The 23,957-nt window shown below is 72.2% G+C and carries 23 protein-coding genes; 17 read left to right on the top strand and 6 right to left on the bottom strand.

Annotated features, from left to right (window positions below):
• Window positions 1-112: 112 nt before the first annotated feature.
• The 3 genes from OG514_RS11430 to OG514_RS11420 all read left to right on the top strand — a co-directional run bounded on the left by OG514_RS11430 (window position 113) and on the right by OG514_RS11420 (window position 3,090).
• Complete coding sequence (locus OG514_RS11430; RefSeq protein ID WP_266893541.1) at window positions 113-1,477, top strand: aspartate aminotransferase family protein; 1,365 nt, start codon at window positions 113-115, stop codon at window positions 1,475-1,477.
• A gap of 79 nt (window positions 1,478-1,556) precedes the next feature.
• On the top strand, window positions 1,557-2,264 hold the full coding sequence (locus tag OG514_RS11425) for a GntR family transcriptional regulator (RefSeq protein ID WP_266893539.1): 708 nt from the start codon (window positions 1,557-1,559) through the stop codon (window positions 2,262-2,264).
• Between the two features lie 175 nt (window positions 2,265-2,439).
• The gene (locus tag OG514_RS11420; protein WP_266893538.1) at window positions 2,440-3,090 is read left to right on the top strand and encodes a hypothetical protein; all 651 of its coding nucleotides are present in this window, start codon (window positions 2,440-2,442) and stop codon (window positions 3,088-3,090) included.
• A gap of 32 nt (window positions 3,091-3,122) precedes the next feature.
• Here OG514_RS11420 and OG514_RS11415 read toward each other — a convergent pair whose 3' ends face one another.
• A complete protein-coding gene (locus OG514_RS11415) occupies window positions 3,123-3,827 on the bottom strand; it encodes an SLATT domain-containing protein (RefSeq protein WP_266900822.1) in 705 nt (234 codons plus the stop codon).
• Between the two features lie 268 nt (window positions 3,828-4,095).
• Between OG514_RS11415 and OG514_RS11410 the strand changes: the two genes are divergently transcribed.
• From OG514_RS11410 to OG514_RS11370, 9 genes are all read left to right on the top strand, one after another.
• Entirely contained in the window at window positions 4,096-4,431 is a 336-nt protein-coding gene (locus OG514_RS11410; protein ID WP_266893536.1) for a YbaB/EbfC family nucleoid-associated protein, read from the top strand.
• A gap of 104 nt (window positions 4,432-4,535) precedes the next feature.
• Window positions 4,536-5,135, top strand: a complete 600-nt coding sequence (gene recR, locus OG514_RS11405; protein WP_017240166.1) for a recombination mediator RecR — start codon at window positions 4,536-4,538, stop codon at window positions 5,133-5,135.
• A 35-nt stretch (window positions 5,136-5,170) separates the two neighbouring features.
• Window positions 5,171-5,830 (top strand): DUF5063 domain-containing protein, encoded by a 660-nt coding sequence (locus OG514_RS11400; RefSeq protein WP_266893530.1) that lies wholly within the window; start codon window positions 5,171-5,173, stop codon window positions 5,828-5,830.
• 100 nt (window positions 5,831-5,930) lie between these two features.
• Window positions 5,931-6,401 (top strand): hypothetical protein, encoded by a 471-nt coding sequence (locus OG514_RS11395; protein WP_266893528.1) that lies wholly within the window; start codon window positions 5,931-5,933, stop codon window positions 6,399-6,401.
• A 19-nt stretch (window positions 6,402-6,420) separates the two neighbouring features.
• Window positions 6,421-8,394 carry a tetratricopeptide repeat protein gene (locus tag OG514_RS11390; protein ID WP_266893526.1) on the top strand — a complete coding sequence of 658 codons (1,974 nt, stop codon included), beginning with the start codon at window positions 6,421-6,423 and terminating at the stop codon, window positions 8,392-8,394.
• 115 nt (window positions 8,395-8,509) lie between these two features.
• On the top strand, window positions 8,510-9,781 hold the full coding sequence (locus OG514_RS11385) for an aspartate kinase (RefSeq protein WP_189832074.1): 1,272 nt from the start codon (window positions 8,510-8,512) through the stop codon (window positions 9,779-9,781).
• Window positions 9,778-10,836, top strand: coding sequence for an aspartate-semialdehyde dehydrogenase (locus OG514_RS11380; protein ID WP_266893520.1), 1,059 nt, complete (start codon window positions 9,778-9,780; stop codon window positions 10,834-10,836). Before OG514_RS11385 ends, OG514_RS11380 begins: the two co-directional genes overlap by 4 nt.
• A 262-nt stretch (window positions 10,837-11,098) precedes the next feature.
• Window positions 11,099-11,827, top strand: coding sequence for a SigE family RNA polymerase sigma factor (locus OG514_RS11375; RefSeq protein WP_266893518.1), 729 nt, complete (start codon window positions 11,099-11,101; stop codon window positions 11,825-11,827).
• Complete coding sequence (locus OG514_RS11370; RefSeq protein WP_266893516.1) at window positions 11,824-13,113, top strand: hypothetical protein; 1,290 nt, start codon at window positions 11,824-11,826, stop codon at window positions 13,111-13,113. Before OG514_RS11375 ends, OG514_RS11370 begins: the two co-directional genes overlap by 4 nt.
• Before the next feature lie 104 nt (window positions 13,114-13,217).
• Here OG514_RS11370 and OG514_RS11365 read toward each other — a convergent pair whose 3' ends face one another.
• Both OG514_RS11365 and OG514_RS11360 read right to left on the bottom strand, forming a co-directional pair.
• Window positions 13,218-13,958, bottom strand: a complete 741-nt coding sequence (locus OG514_RS11365) for an SURF1 family protein (RefSeq protein WP_266893514.1) — start codon at window positions 13,956-13,958, stop codon at window positions 13,218-13,220.
• Window positions 13,959-14,014: 56 nt separating this feature from the next.
• Window positions 14,015-15,850: a prolyl oligopeptidase family serine peptidase gene (locus OG514_RS11360; RefSeq protein WP_266893512.1), complete on the bottom strand. Its 1,836-nt coding sequence runs from the start codon at window positions 15,848-15,850 to the stop codon at window positions 14,015-14,017.
• 71 nt (window positions 15,851-15,921) lie between these two features.
• Between OG514_RS11360 and OG514_RS11355 the strand changes: the two genes are divergently transcribed.
• A complete protein-coding gene (locus OG514_RS11355) occupies window positions 15,922-16,752 on the top strand; it encodes a bifunctional 2-polyprenyl-6-hydroxyphenol methylase/3-demethylubiquinol 3-O-methyltransferase UbiG (RefSeq protein ID WP_266893510.1) in 831 nt (276 codons plus the stop codon).
• A 34-nt stretch (window positions 16,753-16,786) separates the two neighbouring features.
• Here OG514_RS11355 and OG514_RS11350 read toward each other — a convergent pair whose 3' ends face one another.
• Together OG514_RS11350 and OG514_RS11345 are read right to left on the bottom strand one after the other, a co-directional pair.
• A complete protein-coding gene (locus OG514_RS11350; RefSeq protein ID WP_266893508.1) occupies window positions 16,787-17,071 on the bottom strand; it encodes a DUF6191 domain-containing protein in 285 nt (94 codons plus the stop codon).
• Between the two features lie 20 nt (window positions 17,072-17,091).
• Window positions 17,092-18,126 carry an Lrp/AsnC family transcriptional regulator gene (locus OG514_RS11345; RefSeq protein ID WP_266893507.1) on the bottom strand — a complete coding sequence of 345 codons (1,035 nt, stop codon included), beginning with the start codon at window positions 18,124-18,126 and terminating at the stop codon, window positions 17,092-17,094.
• A gap of 161 nt (window positions 18,127-18,287) precedes the next feature.
• Between OG514_RS11345 and OG514_RS11340 the strand changes: the two genes are divergently transcribed.
• From OG514_RS11340 to OG514_RS11330, 3 genes are all read left to right on the top strand, one after another.
• Complete coding sequence (locus OG514_RS11340) at window positions 18,288-19,805, top strand: tetratricopeptide repeat protein (RefSeq protein ID WP_266893505.1); 1,518 nt, start codon at window positions 18,288-18,290, stop codon at window positions 19,803-19,805.
• Between the two features lie 20 nt (window positions 19,806-19,825).
• On the top strand, window positions 19,826-20,845 hold the full coding sequence (locus tag OG514_RS11335; protein WP_266893503.1) for a YdcF family protein: 1,020 nt from the start codon (window positions 19,826-19,828) through the stop codon (window positions 20,843-20,845).
• Window positions 20,846-21,104: 259 nt separating this feature from the next.
• Window positions 21,105-21,386 carry a hypothetical protein gene (locus tag OG514_RS11330; protein WP_266893501.1) on the top strand — a complete coding sequence of 94 codons (282 nt, stop codon included), beginning with the start codon at window positions 21,105-21,107 and terminating at the stop codon, window positions 21,384-21,386.
• Between the two features lie 10 nt (window positions 21,387-21,396).
• On the opposite strand, the gene OG514_RS11325 is transcribed toward OG514_RS11330, so the two are convergent.
• On the bottom strand, window positions 21,397-22,542 hold the full coding sequence (locus OG514_RS11325) for a serine/threonine-protein kinase (protein WP_266893499.1): 1,146 nt from the start codon (window positions 22,540-22,542) through the stop codon (window positions 21,397-21,399).
• Between the two features lie 202 nt (window positions 22,543-22,744).
• Here OG514_RS11325 and OG514_RS11320 point away from each other — a divergent pair, with 202 nt between their 5' ends.
• Window positions 22,745-23,623, top strand: a complete 879-nt coding sequence (locus tag OG514_RS11320) for a glycosyltransferase family 2 protein (protein ID WP_266893497.1) — start codon at window positions 22,745-22,747, stop codon at window positions 23,621-23,623.
• Window positions 23,624-23,957 lie beyond the last annotated feature (334 nt).

The raw sequence follows: 23,957 nt of genomic DNA, 5'->3' as shown, positions 1-23,957 counted from the left end.
CAGGATGCTGTCAATCGATCGGCCTCGGGAAGCAAGGTGTCGCGTCCGCCCCGGTCTCGGTGGACAAGATGGCCATGGCCCGCCCTACCTGCGGTTCCTTACCCTCGAACCCATGACCCCTCATGTCATCGAACCCGATCCCCAGGCCGGGGCCGCCGTCAAGGCAGCCGACCGCGCGCACGTGTTCCACTCCTGGTCCGCCCAGGGCCTGATCGACCCGCTCGCCGTCGCCGGCGCCGAGGGTTCGTACTTCTGGGACTACGACGGAAACCGCTACCTGGACTTCACCAGCGGCCTCGTCTACACGAACATCGGCTACCAGCACCCCCGTGTGGTCGCCGCCATCCAGGAGCAGGCCGCGAAGCTCACCACCTTCGCGCCCGCCTTCGCCATCGACGTCCGCTCCGAGGCCGCACGCCTCATCGCCGAGCGCACTCCGGGCGACCTGGACAAGATCTTCTTCACCAACGGCGGCGCCGAGGCCGTCGAGAACGCCGTCCGCATGGCCCGGCTGCACACCGGCCGTACGAAGGTGCTCTCCGCCTACCGCTCGTACCACGGCGCCACCTCCACCGCGATCAACCTGACCGGTGACCCGCGCCGCTGGGCCTCCGACAACGGCTCCGCGGGCGTCGTGCGCTTCTGGGCGCCGTTCCTCTACCGCTCGCCCTTCTACGCCACCACCGAGGCGGAGGAGAGCGCACGGGCCCTCCAGCACCTGGAGGACACGATCGCCTTCGAGGGTCCGGCGACGATCGCCGCGATCATCCTGGAGACCGTGCCCGGCACCGCCGGCATCATGACCCCGCCGCCCGGCTACCTCGCGGGCGTCCGCGAGATCTGCGACAAGTACGGCATCGTCTTCGTCCTCGACGAGGTCATGGCGGGCTTCGGCCGCACCGGCAAGTGGTTCGCCGCCGAGCACTTCGACGTCGTGCCCGACCTGATGACCTTCGCCAAGGGCGTGAACTCCGGCTACGTGCCCCTCGGCGGCGTCGCCATCAACGCCGAGATCGCCGCCACCTTCGACAAGCGGCCCTACCCCGGCGGACTGACCTACTCCGGTCACCCGCTGGCCTGCGCCGCCGCCGTCGCCACCATCCAGGTGATGGAGGACGAGAAGGTCGTCGAGAACGCCGCCCACATCGGCGAGAACGTCCTCGGCCCCGGCCTGCGCGAGCTCGCCGAGCGCCACCCGTCCGTCGGCGAGGTCCGCGGCATGGGCGTCTTCTGGGCGCTCGACCTGGTCAAGAACCGCGAGACCCGCGAGCCGCTCGTCCCGTACAACGCGGCCGGCGAGGCCAACGCGCCCATGGCCGCCTTCGGCGCGGCGGCGAAGAAGAACGGCCTGTGGCCCTTCGTCAACATGAACCGCACCCACGCCGTCCCCGCGTGCAACGTCACCGAGGCGGAGGCCAAGGAAGGCCTCGCCGCCCTCGACGCGGCCCTCGCGGTCGCCGACGAACACACCGCGTAACCGCGTCGGCGGTGCCGCACAGAGGCGGCCCCTTCCGTCTGGACTAGGGTGTCCGGAGCCGGACGGAGGGGGCCGACCCATGCCCGCGAGCGGAGCTGTCACCCGCAACACCTTGCGACAGCAGATCGCGGACGCGCTCCGTGACGAAGTGCTCGCGGGCCGTCTCCAGCCGGGCGAGGAATTCACGGTCAAGCAGATCGCCGAGCAGTACGGCGTCTCCGCGACACCCGTACGCGAAGCCCTCGTCGACCTCTGCGCGCAGGGCCTCCTCGACTCCGACCAGCACCGCGGCTTCCGCGTCCACCAGTACTCGGTCGACGACTACCGGGGCATGGTCGAGGCCCGGATGCTCGTCGTCGACGGCATCTTCCGCCGCGACGCCGCCATGGTTCCGCCCCGCTCCGCCGTCACGGAACCCGACCTCGGCATCGGCGTCGCCCTCGTCTCCATACGGCGCAGGGGCGAGGCGGCGGCCCGCGCGGCCCGCGCCGGGGACCTCGACATCCTCATCGGCTACGACATCCGCTACTGGCGCGAGCTGGGGCGCCTGGTCGCCGCCAACGACTACATCGCCGACTTCCTGCACAAGCTCCGCGTCCAGGCCTGGGTCTTCTCCGTGCCGTACCTGCGCTCCGAGCGCGACATGCTGGGCTGGCTGTGGAGCGACCACGTGAACCTGGTCGACGCGATCACACGCGGCGACGCCGAGGCGGCCGTCGCGGTCGTCCGGGAGTACAACACGCACTCGATGGAATGGGCGGACCGGCTGGAGCAGCGGGCCCGCTGACCGCGCCGCGTGAGGCGACCGGGACGGGCCGGTCGGGTTGAGGGCCCGACTCCCCGGGCAGTTCCTGAGCGGGTGGACGGTGTCCGTGGGGCGCCGACTAACCTGGCCGTCCCTGCAAAAAGCCTGGCGTACGCCCTGCGAGCGTCCCCCGCAACTGACGGAGAGCGAGCCTCCCTTGGCCTGTGACCTGTGGCTGGTCCCCCTCGTCGACGTGCTGTGCCACAGCCCCGACAATCCCTTCGCCGAAGAGATCGCCGCGTACGACGCCGTGCTCAGCGCCTCCGGGCTGCCGACCGTGCCGGTCTACGCGTACATGCCGGGACTCTCCGGTGACGTCGCCCCGATCGCCGGCTTCGACTACGAGGCCCTGCACTTCCTGCGCCGCGCCTACCTCCTCCAGATGTGCGGACTGCCGGTCGAACCGGTCGGCGAGCTCGGCGGGGACTACGAACAGCTCCTGGAGATGTTCGAGGCGACCGCCCAGCAGTCCCACCTGGTCTGGCACTACGACCACGCGGGCGCCTACGTGCCGGTCGACTTCCCGGTCCCGCTCACCAGCGACGAGCTCCTGGAGGGCGGCGGGCCGCTCGGCTCCTCGTACGGGCTGCTGAGGGAGCTGGAATTCGTGGCCCCCTCGATCGGCATCGACCCGTCGAACCCGCCGGCGCCCCCCGTACCGCCGGAGCGGCCGACCACCCTGGAGGAACCGGCCGTACCGATCCAGCTGGACGGCGGCCCCTTCGCCCGGGAGCGCCATGTGTGGCTGGGGCTGCACGCGGCGGCGACCCGGAGCCTGGCCCAGGGCTCGATGATCATCCTGAGCTGAGACCGTCGCGGCTCCCCCCCCGGAGGCCTGCGTCAGCGGGCCTCCGGGGGCCGCTGACGCGGCATGTTCGGACGGGTGCCGGGCGGCAGCGGGAAACGGCCCGACGGGTGATGGCTCTCGGCCCGCGCGGGCACCACGCCCACCGACTGGAGCGCCAGCGGCGCCGGACCCGAGCGGAACTCGACCATCCAGTCCGCGGTCTCCGCCCGTACGAGCTCGGTCACGTCCTCCGAGAAACGGCGCAGCACGCCCAGACACCGCTCGGCGGCCTCGCTGGCGGTGCCCTCCGTGGGGCCCAGGACCTCCCGGACGCTCTCCGAGGCCCAGTCGAACTGCAGGGCCTGCAGACGCCGCTGCACGGCCTGTGCCGTCGCCACGTCCCTTATCCAGCCGGACGTCAGACCGAAGTACCGGTCGCAGGCGATGCAGGCGGCGCCGAGCAGTAGCGAGAGATAACCCCAGCCGGCCGTGCCCTCCGCCACGCCCGTCAGGTCGAGCAGCGGCAGCGCGGCGCCCGCGATCACCCCGGCGGCCGTCCCGATCCGCAGGATCCGGGCGCTGCGGCGCTTCCAGACCCGGTCGGAGAGGTACCACTCGGCCGTGCGCAGGGCATTGGACTCCACCCAGCGGTACAGCTCGTCGAGCCGTTCGGCGGGCTCGCCCCAGTCACCCAGGGGGAACGGCGTACCGGTCAGATCGCGGTGGACGTCTCCCCCGGGGGGTCCCGGTGGCTGCATCTCCGGCTGCTGGCTCACCGGGGGACTCCTCTGTTCAGCTCAGCGCTCATGTCCTTCTGTGACGTGCGGTGCACGTGGTGCCTGCCCTTCCTACCGCCGAATGGTGGGCGATGGGCCCGGAATCCCGGGATTTCCGCCCGCAAGGGGGTCTTGATCAGGTAGAGGAGCCCGCAGTTTCTCACTCGAAAGAGTGATGGAGGCAGGGCGGGCGGGGACCACGTAGGCTCGGCGTACCGACATACGGACATAGCGAACCTCAGGAGTGACCGTGATTCCCGGTGGTGGCCAGCCCAACATGCAGCAGCTTCTCCAGCAGGCCCAGAAGATGCAGCAGGACCTCGCCCGCGCGCAGGAAGAACTGGCCGCGACCGAGGTCGACGGACAGGCGGGCGGCGGCCTGGTCAAGGCGACCGTGACCGGCTCCGGCGAGCTGCGCGGCCTGGTCATCGACCCCAAGGCGGTGGACCCCGAGGACACCGAGACGCTCGCCGACCTGATCGTGGCCGCCGTGCAGGCCGCCAGCGACAACGCTCAGCAGCTCCAGCAGGCCAAGCTCGGCCCGCTGGCACAGGGCATGGGCGGCATGCCGGGCCTCGGCTTCTGAGGCTTCCGGCCGCAGGGCTTCCGAGGCCCCTCCTCCCGCGGGCTTCTTAGGCTCGCTTTAAGCCACTACCGTAAGAATCAAGCACTCCCTTGAAAGGGCGTTCCGTGTACGAAGGCGTGGTTCAGGACCTCATCGACGAACTGGGCAGGCTGCCCGGCGTCGGTCCCAAGAGCGCGCAGCGGATCGCCTTCCACATCCTCCAGGCCGAGCCGACCGACGTACGGCGTCTCGCGCACGCGCTCCTGGAGGTCAAGGAGAAGGTCAGGTTCTGCGCGGTCTGCGGAAACGTGGCACAGCAGGAGCAGTGCAACATCTGCCGCGACCCGCGCCGCGACCTGACCGTCATCTGTGTGGTCGAGGAGCCGAAGGACGTCGTCGCGATCGAGCGGACCCGCGAGTTCCGGGGGCGGTACCACGTCCTCGGCGGCGCGATCAGCCCGATCGAGGGCGTCGGCCCGGACGACCTCCGCATCCGCGAGCTGCTCGCGCGGCTCGCCGACGGGGCGGTCACCGAGTTGATCCTCGCGACCGACCCGAACCTGGAGGGCGAGGCCACCGCGACGTACCTGGCGCGGATGATCAAGCCCATGGGACTCAAGGTGACCCGGCTCGCGAGCGGGCTCCCGGTCGGCGGCGACCTGGAGTACGCCGACGAGGTGACCCTCGGCCGTGCCTTCGAGGGGCGGAGGCTGCTAGATGTATGACGACCGGGCCGGTGCGCTCTCAGGGAGGCTCCTCGATGTCTGACCCCACGCTGCACGCGATCACGCAGAACCCCGACGACTTCGCGGTCCAGATCGCCGACTCCATCGAGAGCTTCATCGTCGCGACCGCCGAGGTCGCCAAGGGCGACGAGCCGGACAGCGCCGTGCCCTTCCTGCTCCTGGAGATCTCGCAGCTGCTCCTCGCGGGCGGCCGGCTCGGCGCGCACGAGGACATCGTCCCGGACGAGAGGTACGAGACCGACACGGGCCCCGAGCCCGACGTCGACGACCTGCGCATGCGCTTCGCGGTCCTCCTCGAACCGGTCGACGTCTTCTCCGAGGTCTTCGACCCGTACGAGCCCCGCAAGGCCCCCGTCCCGGCCCGGATCTCCGACAACCTCGCCGACATCGTCACCGACCTCCGCCACGGCCTCGCCCACTACCGGGCCGGGCGCACCAGCGAGGCCCTGTGGTGGTGGCAGTTCTCCTACTTCTCCAACTGGGGCCCCACCGCCTCGGCCACCCTCCGCGCCCTCCAGTCCCTCGTCGCCCACGTCCGCCTCGACCAGCCGCTCGCGGAGCTGGACGGCCTCGACACGGACGAGGACCTCACCGAGGACGACCTCGCGGAAGAGGCCGGCCGCGTGATGGCGGAGGAGATCGGCGCACCGCTGGGCCTCAGGTCGAGGAAGTAGCGGACCGCTCGGGATCGAGGAGGGCGAACTGGCGCGGCTGGTACGGGAGATGCTCCCGTAAGCCCACCCGCCGCGCCCGCCGCGCTGCCATCATGGACGCATGACGACGCAGACGCGGGGACGGTCGAAGGCATGGCTGTGGAGCGGCGTCGTCGTCGGTGTCGTCGGGATCGGCGCGCTGATCGCCGTCGCGGCCGCCGACCTCGGGAAGGCCGACCAGATCGCGAGCGTCGTCGGCGTCGTCCTGGCGGCCGCCGGTCTCGGGCTCTCCCTCTGGGGGCAGTTCGGGGGCGGTGGGGTTGCCACACCCGCTCCGGCCGCGCCCGCTCCGGCGGTGCCGGCTCCGGCCGCGCCGGAAGTGACCGCCTCGGGTGCGGGTGCCGTCGCCGCCGGCGGGAACATCGGGTCCGTGGCGACGGGCAGGGGTACGAGCCCGGCACCCGCTCCGACTCCCACGGCCCCGGCCTCCGTCGTGCCCGCCCCTGCCGCCCCCGGGTCCGTCACCGCCTCCGGTGACCGGTCCGTCGCGGCGGGCGGCGACATCGGCTCCGTATCGACGGGCGACGCGTGAGCGTCGGGGCGCGCGGCGCGTGAGCGGGGACGTATCCGCGTCGGGGGACCGTTCCGTCGCGGCCGGCGGGTACATCGGGTGGGTGCACACCGGGGACCGGGTGACGGCGCTGCCGCCCGAGGCCCTCGGGCCCGTGGTGTGTCCGCCCGGACTCGTCAACGTGCCCCGCAGGGCAGCCCACTTCGTGGGGCGCGGTGAGGAAGGAGCCCTGCTCGACGAGGAGCCGGAGACCGTCGTGATCAGCGGCCTCGGCGGGGTGGGGAAGTCCTCGCTCGCCGCCCGCTGGGCCCTGCGGCAGGCGATGCACCGCAACCCCGTCTGGTGGATCACCGCGGAGAGTCGCGCCGACGTGGACGCCGGGCTCGCCGGCCTCGCCGCCGCGATGCAGCCCGCGCTGATCGACGTACTCCCGCAGGAGGCCCTGCGCGAGCGGGCGTTGCAGTGGCTGGCCGCGCACGACGGCTGGCTGCTCGTCCTCGACAACGTCACCGATCCGGCCGACGTGGAGCACCTGCTGGCCCGGACCGGCCGGGGGCGGGTCGTCGTCACCAGCCGGACGACGGACGCCTGGTACGGGATCGGGCGCGTCCTCGCGCTGCCCGTGCTGCCGGCCGCCGAGGCCGTGGAACTCTTCACCCGGGTCGCGAACCACGCGGGCCCCCGGGACACCACCGGCGTCGAGCGGCTCTGCGAGACCCTCGGACAGCTGCCGCTGGCCGTCGAGATCGCCGCCGCGTACTGCGGCCGCACGGCCACGCCCCCGCTCGACTACCTGGCGGAGCTGGGCCGGAGCCGCGGGCCCGGCAACGCGGAGGAGGCCGTCGCCCGGACCCTGCGCGTCACGTTCAACAGGCTCGCCGCCACGGTCCCGTATGCCTCCGGGCTGCTCCGGATGCTCGGCTGGTTCGCCCCCGACCGGATTCCCGCGATGCTCCTGCCGCCGTTCCCCGGCACCCGGGAGGCGCTCGGGGAGCTGGCCGCGCACAGCATGATCACCCTGCACGAGGACGGCTCGGTCTCCGTCCACCGGCTCGTGCAGGCCATCGCCCGCCGGCCGGCCCCCGGGGACGTACCCGGGCAGCCGGGGCTGATCGAACGCATGCGATCGCTCGCGGAGACGGCGCTCGCCCACGCCGCCTCGCTGGACAGCGAGGAACCGGCCCACCGGGAGGTGTGGCGGGCGCTGCTGCCGCACCTTGAGGCGCACCTGCGGCACACGGACCCCGCGGGGGACGGCGAGGCCCTGCTGTGGGTGCTGGCCGACGCGGGCGCGTACCTGAGCCTGAACGGGCTGTACGAGGAGGCGGCCGAGGCGTACGAGCGGTCGCTGGCCGGCTGCGAGCGGCTGTACGGCCCGGACTACCTCCCCCTCCTGGGCCTGCGTGGCGCGCTGGCCGAGAACCTCGCCTCGGCGGGCCGCGCGGACGAGGCGATCGAGGCGGCGGCCGCGACGGTGCGCGGCATGACCGAGGCGCTGGGAGCCGACGACCCGAACACGCTCCTGGCGCGGTCCTGCCTCGCGACGGCCCATGCGAAGGCCGGGCTGACCCACAGGGCGACCGTCCTGCAGGAAAGCGTGCTCGGGGACATGGTCCGGGTCCTGGGCCCGAAGGACCGGAGGACGCTGGAGACCTACGCCGAGCTCGCCGGGATCTACCAGGCCGCGAACCGGACCCTGGAGGCCCTCACGCTGAACACGTACGCGGCGGCAGAGATGAGCCTGCTCATCGGCGAGGACGACCCGGACACCCTGAGAATCCGGATCAACCAGGTCGGCCTCCACGTGGGCGTCGGGGCGATCGACCAGGCCCGCGCCGGATACACGGAGCTGCTGTCCGTCTGCAGCCGTGTCCTCGGCGAGGACCATCCGTACACCGTCCACGTACGCGAGGCGCTCGACGCGCAGGGGCCGGGCGACCCACTCGGTGCGAAGAACGAGCGCACGGTGGAGTGGTGGGTGCACGGAGGGAAGCCTGCACAGGGGCCGGAATGATCACCCAGTGAGCGCCGTGTCTCACGATGCGATATCACGTAGGCGTTCGCGGGTCCCTCGTTAGACTGAGCCGATCGCAGCGCCGGCTGCGGCACACACTGAGCGAGGAGCGCACGTGGGCCTTGTCGTGCAGAAGTACGGAGGCTCCTCCGTTGCCGATGCCGAAGGCATCAAGCGCGTCGCCAAGCGGATCGTGGACGCCAAGAAGAACGGCCACCAGGTGGTCGTCGTGGTTTCCGCGATGGGCGACACGACGGACGAGTTGATCGATCTCGCCGAGCAGGTATCCCCGATCCCTGCCGGGCGTGAGTTCGACATGCTGCTGACCGCCGGAGAGCGGATCTCCATGGCCCTGCTGGCCATGGCGATCAAAAACCTGGGCCACGAGGCCCAGTCGTTCACGGGCAGCCAGGCCGGTGTCATCACCGACTCGGTCCACAACAAAGCGCGCATCATCGATGTCACGCCGGGCCGGATCCGTACCGCCCTCGACGAGGGCAACATCGCCATCGTCGCCGGGTTCCAGGGCGTGTCCCAGGACAAGAAGGACATCACCACGCTGGGCCGTGGCGGGTCCGACACCACCGCCGTGGCCCTGGCCGCGGCCCTCGACGCCGAGGTCTGCGAGATCTACACCGACGTCGACGGTGTGTTCACCGCCGACCCGCGTGTGGTGAAGAAGGCGAAGAAGATCGACTGGATCTCCTTCGAGGACATGCTGGAGCTCGCCGCCTCCGGCTCCAAGGTGCTGCTGCACCGCTGCGTCGAGTACGCGCGCCGCTACAACATTCCGATCCACGTCCGCTCGTCCTTCTCGGGACTGCAGGGCACCTGGGTCAGCAACGAACCGCAAGGGGACCAGAAGGTGGAGCAGGCCATCATCTCGGGTGTCGCCCACGACACCTCCGAGGCGAAGATCACCGTCGTTGGCGTGCCGGACAAGCCGGGCGAGGCCGCGGCCATCTTCCGGGCCGTCGCGGACGCCGAGATCAACATCGACATGATCGTGCAGAACGTGTCCGCGGCCTCCACCGGCCTCACGGACATCTCCTTCACCCTCCCCAAGGCCGAGGGCCGCAAGGCCATCGACGCCCTGGAGAAGGCGAAGAGCGCGATCGGCTTCGACTCGCTCCGCTACGACGACCAGATCGGCAAGATCTCCCTGGTCGGCGCCGGTATGAAGACCAACCCCGGCGTGACCGCGGACTTCTTCCGCGCGCTCTCCGACGCGGGTGTGAACATCGAGCTGATCTCGACCTCCGAGATCCGCATCTCGGTCGTCACCCGCGCCGACGACGTCAACGAGGCCGTGCGCGCCGTCCACAGCGCCTTCGGCCTGGACAGCGACTCCGACGAGGCCGTCGTCTACGGAGGCACCGGCCGATGACGCCGAAGCCGACGCTCGCGGTCGTCGGTGCGACCGGAGCCGTCGGCTCGGTGATGCTCCAGATGCTCTCGCACCACGCGGACGTCTGGGGCGACATCCGCCTCCTCGCCTCCCCGCGCTCGGCCGGCCGAAAGGCCGCCGTCCGCGGGGAGGAGTGCGAGATCCTCGCACTGAGCGAGGAGGCCCTGGACGGCGTCGATCTGGCGCTCTTCCTCGTGCCCGAGGCGGTGGCGGCCCAGTGGGCGCCCATCGCCGCGGCCAAGGGCGCCGTCGTCGTGGACACCTCCGCCGCCTTCCGCGCGGACCCCGACGTCCCCCTCGTGGTCCCCGAGACCAACGCCCACGCGGCGCGCGTACGCCCCCGGGGCATCGTCGCGAGCCCCGGCTGCACCACCCTCGCGCTGATCGTCGCCGTGGGCGCCCTGCACGCCGAGTTCGGGCTCTCCGAACTGGTCGTCACCGCTCAGCAGGCCGCCAGCGGCGCCGGTGCCGGACAGGCCGGCGTCGACGCGCTCCGCGCCCAGCTCGGTCTGGTGGCCGGCCACGACGACCTGGGCACCCAGCCCGGAGACGTACGGCGGGCCGTCGGCGAGAACACCGGGCCCTTCCCCGGACCGCTCGCGCTCAACGTCCTGCCCTGGTCGGGCACGGCGGGCGCCGACGGAGCCTCCTCCGAGGAGGAGCGCGTACGGGACGAGACCCGGCGGATCCTCGCGCTTCCCGCGCTGCGGGTCGCCGCCACCTGTGTGCGCGTGCCCGTCGTCACCGGGCACTCCGTCTCCGTGCACGCCCGCTTCGAGAACCCCGTCCCCCTCGGACGCGCGCACGAGATCCTCGCGACCTCACCGGGAGTCGTGCTGTACGACGACCCCGCCGCGGGCGACTTCCCCACCCCCGCCGACGTCGTCGGCACCGACCCCGCCTGGGTCGGGCGGGTGCGGCGCTCCATGGACGACGAGCGGGCGCTTGATTTCTTCGTCTGCGCCGACAACCTGCGCAAGGGCGCGGCCCTCAACGCCCTGCAGATCGCGGAATCTGTTGTCACATATTTGTAGGATCTGTGAACGACCTGTGAGCAAATAGGCGTCAGATACCTCTTGAACTGCGGTGATGCCGTGGTCGACGATGCTCTTCCCCCTTACTGCAACCAGTAGTTGGGTGGAGAGCGTCTCTGCGTGCACTCACCATGTGTGGCGCGGAACACGCTGTGAAGCGGGGCATCGGGGGAGAACGGTTACGCATGAGGACAAACAACTCACCGTCAAAAAGGGTGGCGTACGCGTACAACCCTGCCGGGGGGAAGCGTGTCCAACAGGCGTGGCAGAGGTACTCGACATCGCGACCATCGCTCCGCTGCGCGGCGCGGGCACAGCTGTGCTCCCCGTGCGGAGCATCGGCGTCGTCCCCGTACGCGGCTCCGCGGTCAGCCCCTATCGACGACCGCGCGCTCTCGGCGGCATGCCGGTGATCGCCCCCGTGCCCACCGGATCCCGCGCGAGCGCAGTCGACGGCATCCCCTCGCCCCGGACCAGCGCCGAAGGCGCCTCCGCGGCCGGGACGACCGTCGACCACCTGACCGAGACCTACCGCGCCCACTACCGGTCGCTCCTCGGTCTCGCCGCGCTGCTCCTCGACGACACGGCCTCCTGCGAGGACGTCGTCCAGGAGGCGTTCATCCGCGTCCACTCCGCCCGCAAGCGGGTGCGCGAGCCCGAGAAGACGCTCGCCTACCTGCGCCAGACCGTCGTGAACCTCTCCCGGTCCGCGCTGCGCCGCCGCATCCTCGGCCTCAAGCTGCTGTCCAAGCCGATGCCGGACATGGCCAGCGCGGAGGAGGGGGCGTACGACCAGCTGGAGCGCGAGGACCTGATCAAGGCGATGCGCGGACTCCAGCGGCGCCAGCGTGAGGTGCTGGCCCTGCGGTACTTCTCGGACATGACCGAGGTTCAGGTCGCCGAGGCGCTCGGGATATCCCTGGGCTCGGTGAAGGCGTACGGTTCGCGGGGCATCGCGTCGCTGCGCGTCGCGATGGGAGCGACTTCGTGAGCGAGGCACCTGGCAAGGACGTCGAGAACGGCGTGGAGAGCGTCGAGAACGGCGACGGCATCGCGAGCGTCGACAGCGGCGAGAACACCGCGACCGTCGAGAACGGCGAGAACGGCGAGAACGGCGAGAACGGCGCCCGTCGAGATGAACGTGACGAACCGAGTGGACAGCGCATGGTGAACATCGAGCCCGGCCCCGGCGAGGGCGACGGGGACGACGAACTCGCGCTGCGGCGGCTGTTCCAGAGCGCCGTGTCCGGCCTGGAACCCTCCCTCGGCTCCCTCGAACACCTGCGCCGGGCCGTGCCCGCGCGCCGTGCCCGTAAGCGGCAGGCCGTCGTGGGCGCCGCCGCCGCCGCGGTCCTCATCGGGACGGCCGTACCCGCCTTCGTGCACGTCGCCGCCTCGGGCGGCGTCTCCGCCGCCAACCCGGTGAACGCCGGCCACGGCGAGGAAGCCCAGGGCGGCACCGGCACCGAGACCGGCACGGAGACCGGCATCGAGGGCGGCCAGAGCGCCGAGCCCCCCGCCGGCACCGTGTCCCCGAGCCAGGGCGCGGCCGACGGCCCCTCGGGCAAGCCGCAGCGGCCCGGCCCCGGCGTGTCCGGCACCTCGCAGGAGGCGGAGAACGCGGCCCCCGGATCCCTGCCGATGTGCGGGGCCGAACAGCTCGGCGTCAGCTCGGCGGGGGCAGGCGGACCCGACGGCGACGGCAAGGTGCACGGCGCCTTCCGCATCGCCAACGTCTCCGCCCAGGCCTGTGTCGTGAACGGCAGCGGAGTCGTCGGCTTCGAGGCCCGCGGCGCGGCCGACCCGGCGCGGATCTCGGTGATCCGGCACACCTCGGGCGACGGGGGGAGCGGCCTCCCCGACCCCTCCCAGGAGTCGTCCCTGCTCGTCCTGAAGCCGAGCGACTCCTACGAGGTGAAGTTCGTCTGGGTGCCGAGCGAGACCTGTCCGAGGACCGCCACCACCCCGACCCCCACGGTGACCCCTTCGACCGAGCCGCCGACCACGCCGCCGCCGACGGACACCCCGACCGACGGCACCAACAACCCCGACCCCAGCGAGGGCACGGGCTCCGGAGGCAGCGGTACCGATCCGGGCACCGGCGCGGAAGCGGGCTCGGGCGTGGCACCCCAGCTGGTCCACGAGGACGGTGCCCCGGCGGACGGCAGCGTCCTGGTCAGCCATGTCGCGGAGCCGGGCGGCCCCTCGGCGTCGGCGACCATCCCCAACGCCTGCGCGGGCACCATCTACCGGACCGGGGTCCTGGACGCCTCCTGAGCGACCGGGGCCACGAAGGACACGAGGGCCTACGGGAGTCACGAGGACCGCGAGGACACGAGGGGGGCTTCCCCCCCCGCCCCCTCCCCCCCCCGTCCCGTCCCCTACAGTCCCAGCGCCTCGTCCCGGGACGCCTCCGCCTCGCGGCGCACCAGGCGGAACCACATGAAGAGGACGAAGCCCGCGAAGACGAACCACTCCGCGGTGTAGCCGAGGTTCTGGAAGGCCTTCGCGTCCAGGCTCGTGCCCGCCGCGGCGGCCGCCGGGACCGGCGTGAGACCGGCGGGGGAGTCCGCGAGGGTGATCCAGGCGTCGTAGACCTCGTCCGTGACCACGTTCACCAGGGATGCCGCGCTGATCATCCCCAGCTGCCCCTCGGGCAGCCCGCCGGCCGCGCGGACGCCCTTCGTGCCGCCGTTCTCCGAGGCCTGGAGCGCGCCCACCACGGTGACCTCGCCGGACGGCGGTGCGGGGGCCTTGGCGCCGGTGGGGAGCCAGCCCCGGACCACCGGCAGCGACCGGCCGCCGTCGGTCCGCAGCATCGTCAGGACGTAGCTGCCGGTCCGGCCGTCCAGCTCACGGTCCGGGACGAGGAACTGCTCCCCGAACCGGCCGCTCGCCTCGGCCGACCGGCCCGAGGTCTCCTGGTCCACCGGGAGCAGGGAGGCCAGCGGTTCGGCCTTCAGCGTGCTCACGGCGGGCCGCTTCTCGGCCGCCTCGTGGGATTCGACGCGATCCTCGAACTTGCCCAGCTGCCAGGTCCCCATGAACACGCAGAACGGGATCGCCAGCAGGACGAAGACGTTGATCCCCCACCAGCGGGGCGTTCTCAGGAACCGGTACACGCCCCCCACGGTACGCAAGCGGCCTCAGTCCTCCGGCGGCCGGGTCCCCGGCCGCCTCAGCTCTCCACCTCCCGGGTCCCCAGGTGCTTCGCGGCGAACGCCAGGTCCAGGCCGACCTGCTTGATCCGCTCCTCGACCACGAGCGAGCCGTGTCCCGCGTCGTAGCGGTAGACGTCGTGGACGGCGCCCCGGGCCTTGAGCCGGTCGACGTAGTTGTCGATCTGCCGGATCGGGCAGCGCGGGTCGTTGACGCCGGCCGAGATGTGGACCGGCGCCCTGACCGCGTCCACGTACGTCAGCGGCGACGAGGCCGCGTACCGCTCGGGCACCTCCTCCGGGGAGCCGCCGAGCAGCGTCCGGTCCAGCGCCTTGAGGGCCTCCATCTCGTCCTCGTACGCCGCGACGTAGTCCGCGACCGGGACCGCCGCGAGACCGACCGCCCACGCGTCCGGCTGGGTGCCGAGGCCGAGCAGCGTGAGGTAGCCGCCCCAGGAGCCGCCGGACAGCACCAGCCGGGACGGGTCGGCGAGACCGCTCGCCACCGCCCACGCGCGGACCGCGTCGATGTCCTCCAGCTCGATCAGGCCGACCCGGTGCTTGAGAGCGTCCGTCCACTCCCGCCCGTACCCGGTCGAGCCCCGGTAGTTGACCCGCACCACCGCGTACCCGTGGTCCACCCAGGCCGCCGGGCCCGACGCGAAGGCGTCGCTGTCGTGCCAGGTGGGGCCGCCGTGCACCTCGAAGACCGTCGGGAACGGGCCCTCGCCCGCCGGGCGCTGCACGAGCGCGTGGACTCTGCCCCCGGGGCCCTCCACCCACACGTCCTCCACCGGCACCGACGGCGGTGCCTTCGGGCCGGGCGGGTCGAGGACGACGCCGCCGTCCGTGGAGCGCACCACCGGCGGCTCGGCCGCCGAGGACCACAGGTACTCCACGCTGCCGTCCGGGCGGGCCGTCGCGCTCGACACCGAACCGGCCGGGGTCTCCACCCGGACCAGGGCGCCGGTGGCGATCTCGTACCGCCACAGCTCGCTGCGGGCCTCGAAGCTGTGCACGACGAGCAGTCCGGAGCCGTCCGGGTACCACTCGGCCGACACGTCGCCCGGCAGGTCGAGCCGGAGATCGGTCTCCGTGCCGGTCGCCACGTCCCAGAGCATCGGCTCCCAGCGGCCGCGCCGCTGGTGCCCGACGAGCAGCCGGGTGTCCCCGGTCACCGGTGCGAAGCCCAGGACGGCGAGCCCCAGCTCCTCGGTGCCGCCCTTGGTGTCGTCGAGCTCGGCGAGCACGCTCGCGTCCGAGGCGCGCAGCACCCGCAGCGCCGAGTGCATCGCGTCCCCGTGCTCGGTGTGCTCGATGGCGATCAGGTCGCCGTCGTACGACAGGTCGCCGACCCCGGCCGACTCCCGGTGCCGGTAGATCTCGACGGGGGCGCCGGCCCCGGGGCGTACGAGATGGACCGTCGAGCCGTCCTCGTCCGTGGAGCGGCCCACCAGGAGCGTGCCGTCCCGTCCGATGGCGAGACCCGCCGGGTAGGAGGCGTCGAGGCCGGGCACGGCGGGCTCGTCCGCGCCGCCGCCGAACGGCTGGCGCATCCACACGCCGAACTCGTCCCCGTCGGTGTCCGCGAACCACCAGATCCAGGCGCCGTCCGGTGACAGCGTGCCGTCCGTCGTGCCGTTCGGCCGGTCCGTGACCTGCCGCTGGTCCCCGCTCGCCCGGTCCCAGGCGTACAGCTCGTACGTCCCCGTCGCGTTCGACACGAAGAGCGAGCGGTCCGGGGCCTCCTCCGCCCACTCGGGCAGCGAGACGCGCGGTGCGCGGAAGCGCTGCTCCCAGGCGGGGGTCGGGTCGGTGAGCCCGGCGTCGAGCCCGGCGTTGTTGCTCTCAGTCATGGCACCCATGATGCTCCGCGCGGCGGACAATCGGGTCGCGTCACTCTCAACCTGTGGATAACCTCGCCGACATGTACTCCCCGACCCCCGAGGACTGGCGCGAGGCCAACCGAGCCCGCTGGGACGAGCGTGTCCCGATCCACGCCGCGAGTGCCTTCTACGACCTCGACACCTTCCGCGCGGGCAAGGACGCCCTGCGGGACTTCGAGCTCGCGGAGATCGGTGATGTCACCGGACGCTCTCTGCTGCACCTCCAGTGCCACATCGGCCTCGACACCCTCTCCTGGGCCCGCCACGGCGCCTCGCGCGTCGTCGGCCTGGACTTCTCCGAGCCGGCCGTCGAGACCGCGCGCTCGCTCGCCGCGGACCTGGGCCTCACGCAGGACCGGGCGGCCTTCGTCGCGGCCGATGTGTACGACGCCGCGGAGGCCGTCCCGGACAGCGCGTACGACATCGTCTACACCGGCTGCGGGGCGCTGAACTGGCTGCCCGACATCGAGCGCTGGGCGGAGACCGCCGCCTCGCTCGTCGCCCCCGGCGGCTTCCTGTACGTGGCCGAGTTCCATCCGATCACCGACTCGCTCGACGACGAGACGGGCAGCCGGATCGTGCACGACTACTTCGTCCGCGACCCCTGGGTGGACACCAGCCCGGGCACGTACGCCGAACTCGACGCCGCCACCGTCCACAACCGCAGTGTGGAGTGGGTGCACCCGGTCGGCGAGGTCGTCACCGCGCTCGCCAGGGCCGGCCTGCGGATCGAGTTCCTCCACGAGCACGACGCCTCGCTGTATCCGCGCTACGGCGCGCTCCAGCGGCACGAGGACGGCTACTACCGCTTCCCCGCGGACCGCCCCCGCATCCCGATGATGTACTCGATCAAGGCGTCCCGACCGGCCTGAGTCCGGTCCACGGGGACAGGGAGAGCTACGGGAGCTACGGGAGCCTGATGACGGCGCGCCCGCCCTTGAGGTCCACCGTCGAGCGGTGCGGCGGGGCGCCGTCCTCCTCGTCGTCGCGCAGCACGAGGGCGCTCTGCCGTTCCTTCAGCTCGTTCTGCTTGCCCTGCGAGAAGGTGGCGTGCAGCTGCTCGAAGCCGGTCGACGAGATCTGGCCGCTGCGCTTTCCGCGGCCGCTCATGCGCAGGATCTGATCGGCGAACGCGACCACGGTCAGCAGGATGACCAGACCCGGCAGCGTCACGAACACGGCGAATTCCATGCCCTCCATCAGACCACGCCTCACTGCGGTGCGTCAGGACGGATGTGGTGCGTCTTTCGCCCGTCCGGACCGAGGACCTGGGCCCCGATCTTGTGGGTGCGCAGCGCGAGCGCGGTGCCCGCGATCCGGAGCGCCGGGGCGGCCCGTACGAACGCCGCCGTGACCTCGTGCAGTTCGTCGACCGTGCGGAGCCACATCGCGACGGCCAGGTTGTGCGGGCCGGTGACCGACGTCACCAGCCGGGTCTGGCGCAGCCGGGCGAGCGCCGCCACCGTCGCCGGTACTTCCAGGGGCGGTACGTCGGTGGTGACCATGGCCCACATCGGGCGCCCGGAGAACCTCGGGGCCGGCAGGCAGTGGTGGTGGAGGGCGCCGCCCGCCGAGAGGACGTCCAGCCTCCGCCGTACCGTCGACTCGCTCGTACCGCACTGCCGGGCCAGTTCGGCCGCGCTGCGGCGGGCGTCGCCCGCCAGTTCCGCGACGAGACGGTGGTCGAGCTCCGTGAGGTTCGGAAAGGTACGCGCGCGCGTGCCTGGCCGCCGGTCGCCGCCGGTGAGTTCCGTGAGGAGCTGGACCTGGCCCGGGGTGAGCTGCTCGATCCGGGACCGGTACGGGCGGTTGTGCATGCGGGTGACGACCTGGGCGCGGCACCGGAGGACTCCGGGCAGCCGCCGCACGTGTCCGGCGAGGTAGGCGTCGAGGGCGTACAGGTCGGGGCAGACCACGAGCAGGACGAGGTCGGCGTCGCCGGTCACCTGGTGGACGCCGAGGGTGTACGGATCGCCCGAGACCTCGGTCGCGGTGGCCTCGGAGGTGCCCGCGGCGCATTCCAGCTCGACCCAGGCGTAGAGCATCTCGTCCGTGCCGTGGCGGGCGGCGAGCAGCGAACTCCAGGCGTATCCCCCGGCCGTGAGGTGCTCCCAGCGCCGGGCGAGGGTGTCCGGGGTCGTCCCCAGAACGGCCGAGAGCTGGGTCCAGCTGGCGCGCGGGGCCATCTGCAGTGCGTGGATCAGCGACAGATCCGCTTCTCCCAGGACGGATTCCCCGGTAGTCATTTCCCTCCCTGGTCGATCCCCGGTATTCCGTGGGTGTGGGTTCCAGGGCGCCTCAGGATGTGGACCGAGGCATATGCATTCAAGCCGTGATGGCTCTTGTGCGCCATTGAGTCAGGCATAACTCACAGACGGGGAGAGGACGGGGGATGAGTCATATGGACATGAGCGCGGATCGGGAGGGGACCCGGGAGCCGCCCGAGACGGCGACTCTCTGGAGCAAACAGCGCGAGCAGGGTGAACAGAGCGAGCTGGGTAAACAGCGTGAGCAGCGCGAGCATTGCGAACCAAGTGAACCAAATGAATCAAGCGAACCGACCGTGCTGTGGGGCGAGCCGGTGGGCCGTGACCAGCTCGCCGCCGCCGAGCGCGGATACGCCCGCTGCGGGCCCGCCGAACGCCTCCTGTGGGAGCGGCTGTCCGTCTTCGAGGGGGCCTTCGGCCGGGACGCCGTCCGCGAGGTGTGCGCGTCGGGGACGCTGCCTCCGGCCGAGATCCGCCTGGTCCTCGCCCGGCTCGCGCCCCTCGCGCTCCTCCCCGTCGACGACCTGTTCGACGGCGAGAACGACTTCCCCCGCTACTGGATGCCGCTCCCGATGCGGGCCGTGGGCGCCCGCCGGCTCACCGAACGCGGTGAGCGCTGGGCCGTGGTGCTGCGGCACCGGCGTTGGTGCGTGAAGCTCGCCCGGCGGGCCGCCGACTGGTGGCAGAGCGGTCGTCAGGTCGACGCCCGCGACCTCGCCCTGCGCGAACTCCCGGACCTGGCCGTCGCCATGGATCCGACGACCGCGCCGCTCTCGCCGAGCGCCGAGGCCGACACGGCCGTCGAGATCGCCGTCCTGCTCTGGTTCCTGTGGGTGGCCTGTGGGCGGGCCGCAGAGGGCCGTACCCGGCTGCGGCACGCCCTCGCCCTGCTCGACGGGGAGCCGTCGGCCCGCGCCCTGTGGCTCGCCGCCTTCCTGGAGCTGGAGTCGGGCCGCCCGGAGGACGCCGATCCGCTCCTCGTGCGGGCCTGGGCGGCAGCCGTACGGGACGGGGACGAGGGCGCCCTGGGGATGCTCGCCCATCTGCGGGGCGCGACGGCCCTGTACCAGGGGCGTACGCGCGCGGCGGAGGCCGCGTTCCGGGAGGCCCTCGGGCTGATGGCGGAGTGTCCGGAGTTCGGGCCGACCCGGCACTCCTGCTGGGTGGGCCTCGCGCTCGCCCTGTGCCGTACGGACCCGGAGGCCGCGCAGGAGGCGCTGGACCAGGGGGACCTGGAGCACGAGAGCCGGTGGCCGCGGGTGGGCCGTGACCTGTGCGCCGACGCCTGGGCGAACCATGCTCGGGCCGAGCTCGCCGCGTGGGACGGGGAGCAGGACCGGGCGGCCGAATACGCCCGGTGGGCGCTGCGCGAGCATCTGCGCACCGGTTCGGCGGCGGGCGCGGCCTGCGCGGCGGAACTCCTGGCCCAGATGCGGATGTCGGCGGGACGGCGCGACGCGGCGGCCCATCTGCTGGGCGCGGTGGACCTGTTGCGGGCCTCGGTCTTCGACACGTCGTACCGGCCGGCGGAGTACTGCGCGGTGACCCGGGCCCGGAGCGAGACGGCCCTGCGGACGCTGCTCGACGACCCCGAACTGCGAGACGCCTACGAAGAGGGCGCACGACGCGGCCTGTTCGCACTGGCGGGCGAGGTCTAGCGTCTGCCTACGATGCCGTCATGTCCTTCGCCTTCGCCGTGGCCGCGGTCTTCCTGCTGTTCTTCGGGGTCGGTGTGCGCCGGGACAGGCGCCGCTTCGGCAATGCCGTGCACCTCGGCCTCGCCGTCACCTTCGTCGGGATCGCGCTGCTCGCCGGGATCGAGGACGCCCCGCCCGGCGTCGCCGAGACGGTGATGATCTGCGGGCTGCTCGTCCTCGGCCTGGGCCCGGTCGTCCTCGCGGGGCTGCTCACCGCGAACGGCGTGAAGATGGTCCGCAAGGAGGGCAGGCGCCCGGCCAATCTGCTCTCGCTGGTCGCCGGGCTCGGCATGTTCGGGGTGATGGTCCTGGCGGTGGTCGCGGCCACCACCGACTCGTGGGCGCTGCACATGTTCGTCCTCACCCTCGTCCTCCTCCTCGGCTACGTCTCCTTCCTCTTCGTCTGCTTCGTGGGCTACGCGTTCCTGTACGGCCGGATGCGGATCCGCCGTGACGCCGACTACGTGGTCGTACTCGGCTCCGGCCTGATCGGCGGCCGCCGGGTGCCTCCGCTCCTCGCGAGCCGCCTGGACCGGGGACGCGCGGTGTACGAGCGGCTGGCCGCGTACGAGCGGCGGGAGGGCGACGCCCCCGTCCTCGTCGTCTCGGGTGGCCAGGGCCCCGACGAGGCGCTTCCCGAGTCCCACGCGATGGCCGACTACCTCGTCGAGCGCGGCTTCCCGCCGGGCGCGGTGGTGCGCGAGGACCGTTCGCGCACCACAGAGGAGAACATGCTCTTCAGCAAGGAGCTGATGGAGCGGGACCGGCCGGGCTCCTCGTGCGTGATCGTCACCAACAACTTCCATGCCTTCCGGGCCGCCATCACGGCCCGCCGCGCGGGCGTGAACGGCCAGGTGGTGGGCTCGCCGACGGCCGCCTACTTCTGGCCGTCGGCGACCATCCGCGAGTTCGTCGCGGTCTTCCTCCAGTACAAGGTGGTCAACCTCGGGATCTGCCTGACCCTGATCCTGCTCGGGGTGCTGGCCTGGGCGAGCCGCTGAGGCCGGCGCCGGCTCATCGGGGCCGCCTCACGGGGTGACGACCGGTGGTGGCCTCGAAGGAGGGAGGGGGCTGGCTCATGGACCGGGTGCTCCGTTCCGCGGGGGCGCTGATCGCCGTACCGGTCCATCTGAACACCGGGCCGGTGCGGTCGCACTCCGGCCGGGATCCGCGCCGCACTCCGGCCGCACTCCGCGCCGGGATCCGTGGGAGCGGCGGGACCCGCGCTCCGTACCTACTCTGGAGGTACGGAGGTGACCCATGAAGCGACGGCACCACTTCCACATCGACTACCTCGGGCACTCGGTCTCCGCGACCGTCCAGACCGGGCACACGCCCGTCGTCGAGATCCTCGTCGACGGGAAGGAGACGGGCCATGCCACGACCAAGGACGACCGGCCGGTCACCGTCCCGATCGAGCTGCCGACCGACCCGCCGACGGCGGTGACCGTACGGGCCACCCCGGGCCCCGGCGTACCGCGCTGCCTGCTGCTCGCGACGGCGGACGGGGAACCACAGGTGATGGCGCCGCGGCTGTACTGAGGACCCCGGTTCAGGAGAGCCAGGCCATCCCGATGATCAGGAAGACCACGAAGGCGATGGCCCCGGCCACGGCGGCCGTCTTGCGGGGGCGGCGCCGGGAGAGTTCCGCGAGCCCGCCGCCGGAGCTGCCGGGCCGCTCACGCCGCCGGGAAGCGGGCGCCCCGGCGGACGGGGGTCTGTGCCCCTGCGGGGGCGCGGGTCTGTGACCCTGTCCGGGCGGCGGAGTCGGTACGGGCATGGGCGCGGCCCCGGGCATCGGCGAGGAGCGGGTGGCGGCGCCCGTGGGCGGGCCCGCGGTGTGGTGCGGGGCGTGGGGCCGGGGCCGCACCGGGGCGGGCTGGGAGTAGGCGCGCCAGGCGCCGGAGGAGAACCAGTCCGCGATGGTCTGCGCCGAGGGCCGCTGCTCCGGCTGCTTGGCCAGCAGGCTCAGCAGATACGTCTCGAACTCGGGCGGCAGCGCGACCCCGAGCCGGCCGGGCGGTACGGGTGCGGTGTCGATGTGCTGGTAGAGCAGGGCCGTGGCGGTGTCCGCGCGGAACGGCGGGCGGCCGGTGAGGAGTTGGTAGAGCACGCAGCCGAGCGAGTACACGTCGGAGGCGGGCGAGGCGGGCTGCCCGAGGGCCCGCTCGGGGGCGAGGTAGAGCCCGGTGCCGACGATCTGGCCGGTGGTCGTGAGCGCCGCCGAGGGGTCGTCGACGAAGCGGGCGATGCCGAAGTCGGCCAGTTTCACGGTGCCGTCGGCGTCGACCAGGAGGTTCCCCGGCTTGATGTCCCGGTGCACGACACCCTGCCGGTGCGCGGCGGCGAGCCCGGCGGCGGCGTGCGCGGCGACCACGGCGACCCGCTCGGCGGGCAGGATCAGCGGATCGGAGGGACTTCCGGCGAGGCTGTCGCCCTCGACCAACTCCATGACGAGGAACAGCTTTCCGTCCCATGTGCCGAAGTCGAAGACGCCCACCACGTGCGGGTGGCTCAGCCGGGCAGCGGTCTGCGCCTCCAGCCGGAACCGGTCGGCGGCGGAGGGGTCGGTTCCGTGGGCGAGCATCAGCTTCACGGCGACGTCCCGGCCGAGCACCTCGTCGGTGGCCTGCCACACCTCGCCCATACCGCCCCGACCGATACACACATGAAGCCGATATCGGTCCGCGACCAGCACCTGGAGACCACCCTTTCGACGATCGACCAACTTAACGGAAGAGAACCAGCGTAGAGCCGCCGGACCACGCGCTTCGCCGCGCTCCCCCCTCCCGGGGCCCGCCGGGTGCATCACACCCGTGGTGCGGATGAACGGAAGGTGTCGTGGGGCGTTAGCATCGCGGCCCGGAGCGAGTTCCGGTGAACAGGGAACGGAGTGGGTCGTGGCGCGACCGCGTGTGGGTGTGGCGGTACTGACGATGGGCACACGCCCGGCCGAGCTGGGGGCGCTGCTCGACGCCGTGGCCGGGCAGGACGAACCCGCTGCCCGGATCGTGGTCGTCGGTAACGGCACCGGGACCCTCCCGGACCTTCCCGAGGGCGTGACCGGCGTGGAACTGCCCGAGAACCGGGGCGTGTCCGGGGGCCGGAACGTCGCGATCGAGACGCTGCGCGCGTTCGGCGACGTCGACGTGGTGGTGGACCTCGACGACGACGGCCTGCTCGTCGACACCGACGTCTTCCGCCGCCTCGCCGACCTGTACGAGGCCGACCCGTTCCTGGGCGTGGTGTCGTTCCGCATCGCCGACGAGACGGGTGAGACGCAGCGCCGCCACGTCCCGCGCCTCGGGGCGAAGGACCCGATGCGCGGCGGCGAGGTCACGACCTTCCTCGGCGGCGGCCACGGCCTGTCGATGGTGATGCTCGACGAGATCGGCGGCTGGCCGGAGGACTTCTTCTTCACCCATGAGGAGACCGACATGGCCTGGCGGGCCCTCGACGCGGGCTGGAAGGTCGTCTACGAGCCGAAACTGCTCCTCCAGCACCCGAAGACCAGCCCCGCCCGGCACGCCGTCTACTACCGGATGACCGCCCGCAACCGCGTCTGGCTGGCCAAGCGCAACCTGCCGGCCCTGCTCGTCCCCGTCTACCTGGGCGTCTGGACCCTCCTGACCCTGGCCCGCACCCGTTCCCTCCCGGGCCTCGCGTCCTGGTTCGCCGGCTTCGCGGAAGGCGTCCGCCACTCCTGCGGCCCCCGCCACCCCATGAGCTGGTCCACGGTCCGCCACATGACCCGCCTGGGCCGCCCGCCGGTGATCTAGGGGGTGTTTCGAGAGTCCCGCACAGCCCCCGCGGCGCAACTCGGGTGGGAGCTCTGCCTTGAGTTGGCAGGCTCCTCACCTGCGCTGATGGTCCACAGCCGTTCGCGCTCGTCCGCCACTGTTCGTCGGCGTTGTCACGCAGTTAGACACTCATGTGGCGTCTGACGTCCCCGCTGGATCGGGCACGCGAGGGGCACGGTGATGCCGATCTCGAATTTTCCCCACTGCTGCTCTTCGCCCCAGTTGGTTCTCGAAGTGGACCAACTGGGGAAATGCGGGAGCGGGGAGTGGAAGGGGCCTGATCGGTGGGTACCTGACTGGCGGCTACGGCGGG

This window comes from Streptomyces sp. NBC_00572 (assembly GCF_026341815.1).
GTDB lineage: Bacteria > Actinomycetota > Actinomycetes > Streptomycetales > Streptomycetaceae > Streptomyces.
Note: the sequence above shows the minus strand (reverse complement) of the source record. Positions and strands in the feature narration are given on the sequence as shown.

Coding starts and splice junctions, on each gene's coding strand:
- OG514_RS11430 (WP_266893541.1), top strand. CDS start 113: ATGACCCCTCATGTCATCGAACCCGATCCCCAGGCCGGGGCCGCCGTC.
- OG514_RS11425 (WP_266893539.1), top strand. CDS start 1,557: ATGCCCGCGAGCGGAGCTGTCACCCGCAACACCTTGCGACAGCAGATC.
- OG514_RS11415 (WP_266900822.1), bottom strand. CDS start 3,827: ATGCAGCCACCGGGACCCCCCGGGGGAGACGTCCACCGCGATCTGACC.
- OG514_RS11400 (WP_266893530.1), top strand. CDS start 5,171: ATGTCTGACCCCACGCTGCACGCGATCACGCAGAACCCCGACGACTTC.
- OG514_RS11395 (WP_266893528.1), top strand. CDS start 5,931: ATGACGACGCAGACGCGGGGACGGTCGAAGGCATGGCTGTGGAGCGGC.
- OG514_RS11380 (WP_266893520.1), top strand. CDS start 9,778: ATGACGCCGAAGCCGACGCTCGCGGTCGTCGGTGCGACCGGAGCCGTC.
- OG514_RS11360 (WP_266893512.1), bottom strand. CDS start 15,850: ATGACTGAGAGCAACAACGCCGGGCTCGACGCCGGGCTCACCGACCCG.
- OG514_RS11355 (WP_266893510.1), top strand. CDS start 15,922: ATGTACTCCCCGACCCCCGAGGACTGGCGCGAGGCCAACCGAGCCCGC.
- OG514_RS11350 (WP_266893508.1), bottom strand. CDS start 17,071: ATGGAATTCGCCGTGTTCGTGACGCTGCCGGGTCTGGTCATCCTGCTG.
- OG514_RS11345 (WP_266893507.1), bottom strand. CDS start 18,126: ATGACTACCGGGGAATCCGTCCTGGGAGAAGCGGATCTGTCGCTGATC.
- OG514_RS11340 (WP_266893505.1), top strand. CDS start 18,288: ATGAGCGCGGATCGGGAGGGGACCCGGGAGCCGCCCGAGACGGCGACT.
- OG514_RS11335 (WP_266893503.1), top strand. CDS start 19,826: ATGTCCTTCGCCTTCGCCGTGGCCGCGGTCTTCCTGCTGTTCTTCGGG.
- OG514_RS11330 (WP_266893501.1), top strand. CDS start 21,105: ATGAAGCGACGGCACCACTTCCACATCGACTACCTCGGGCACTCGGTC.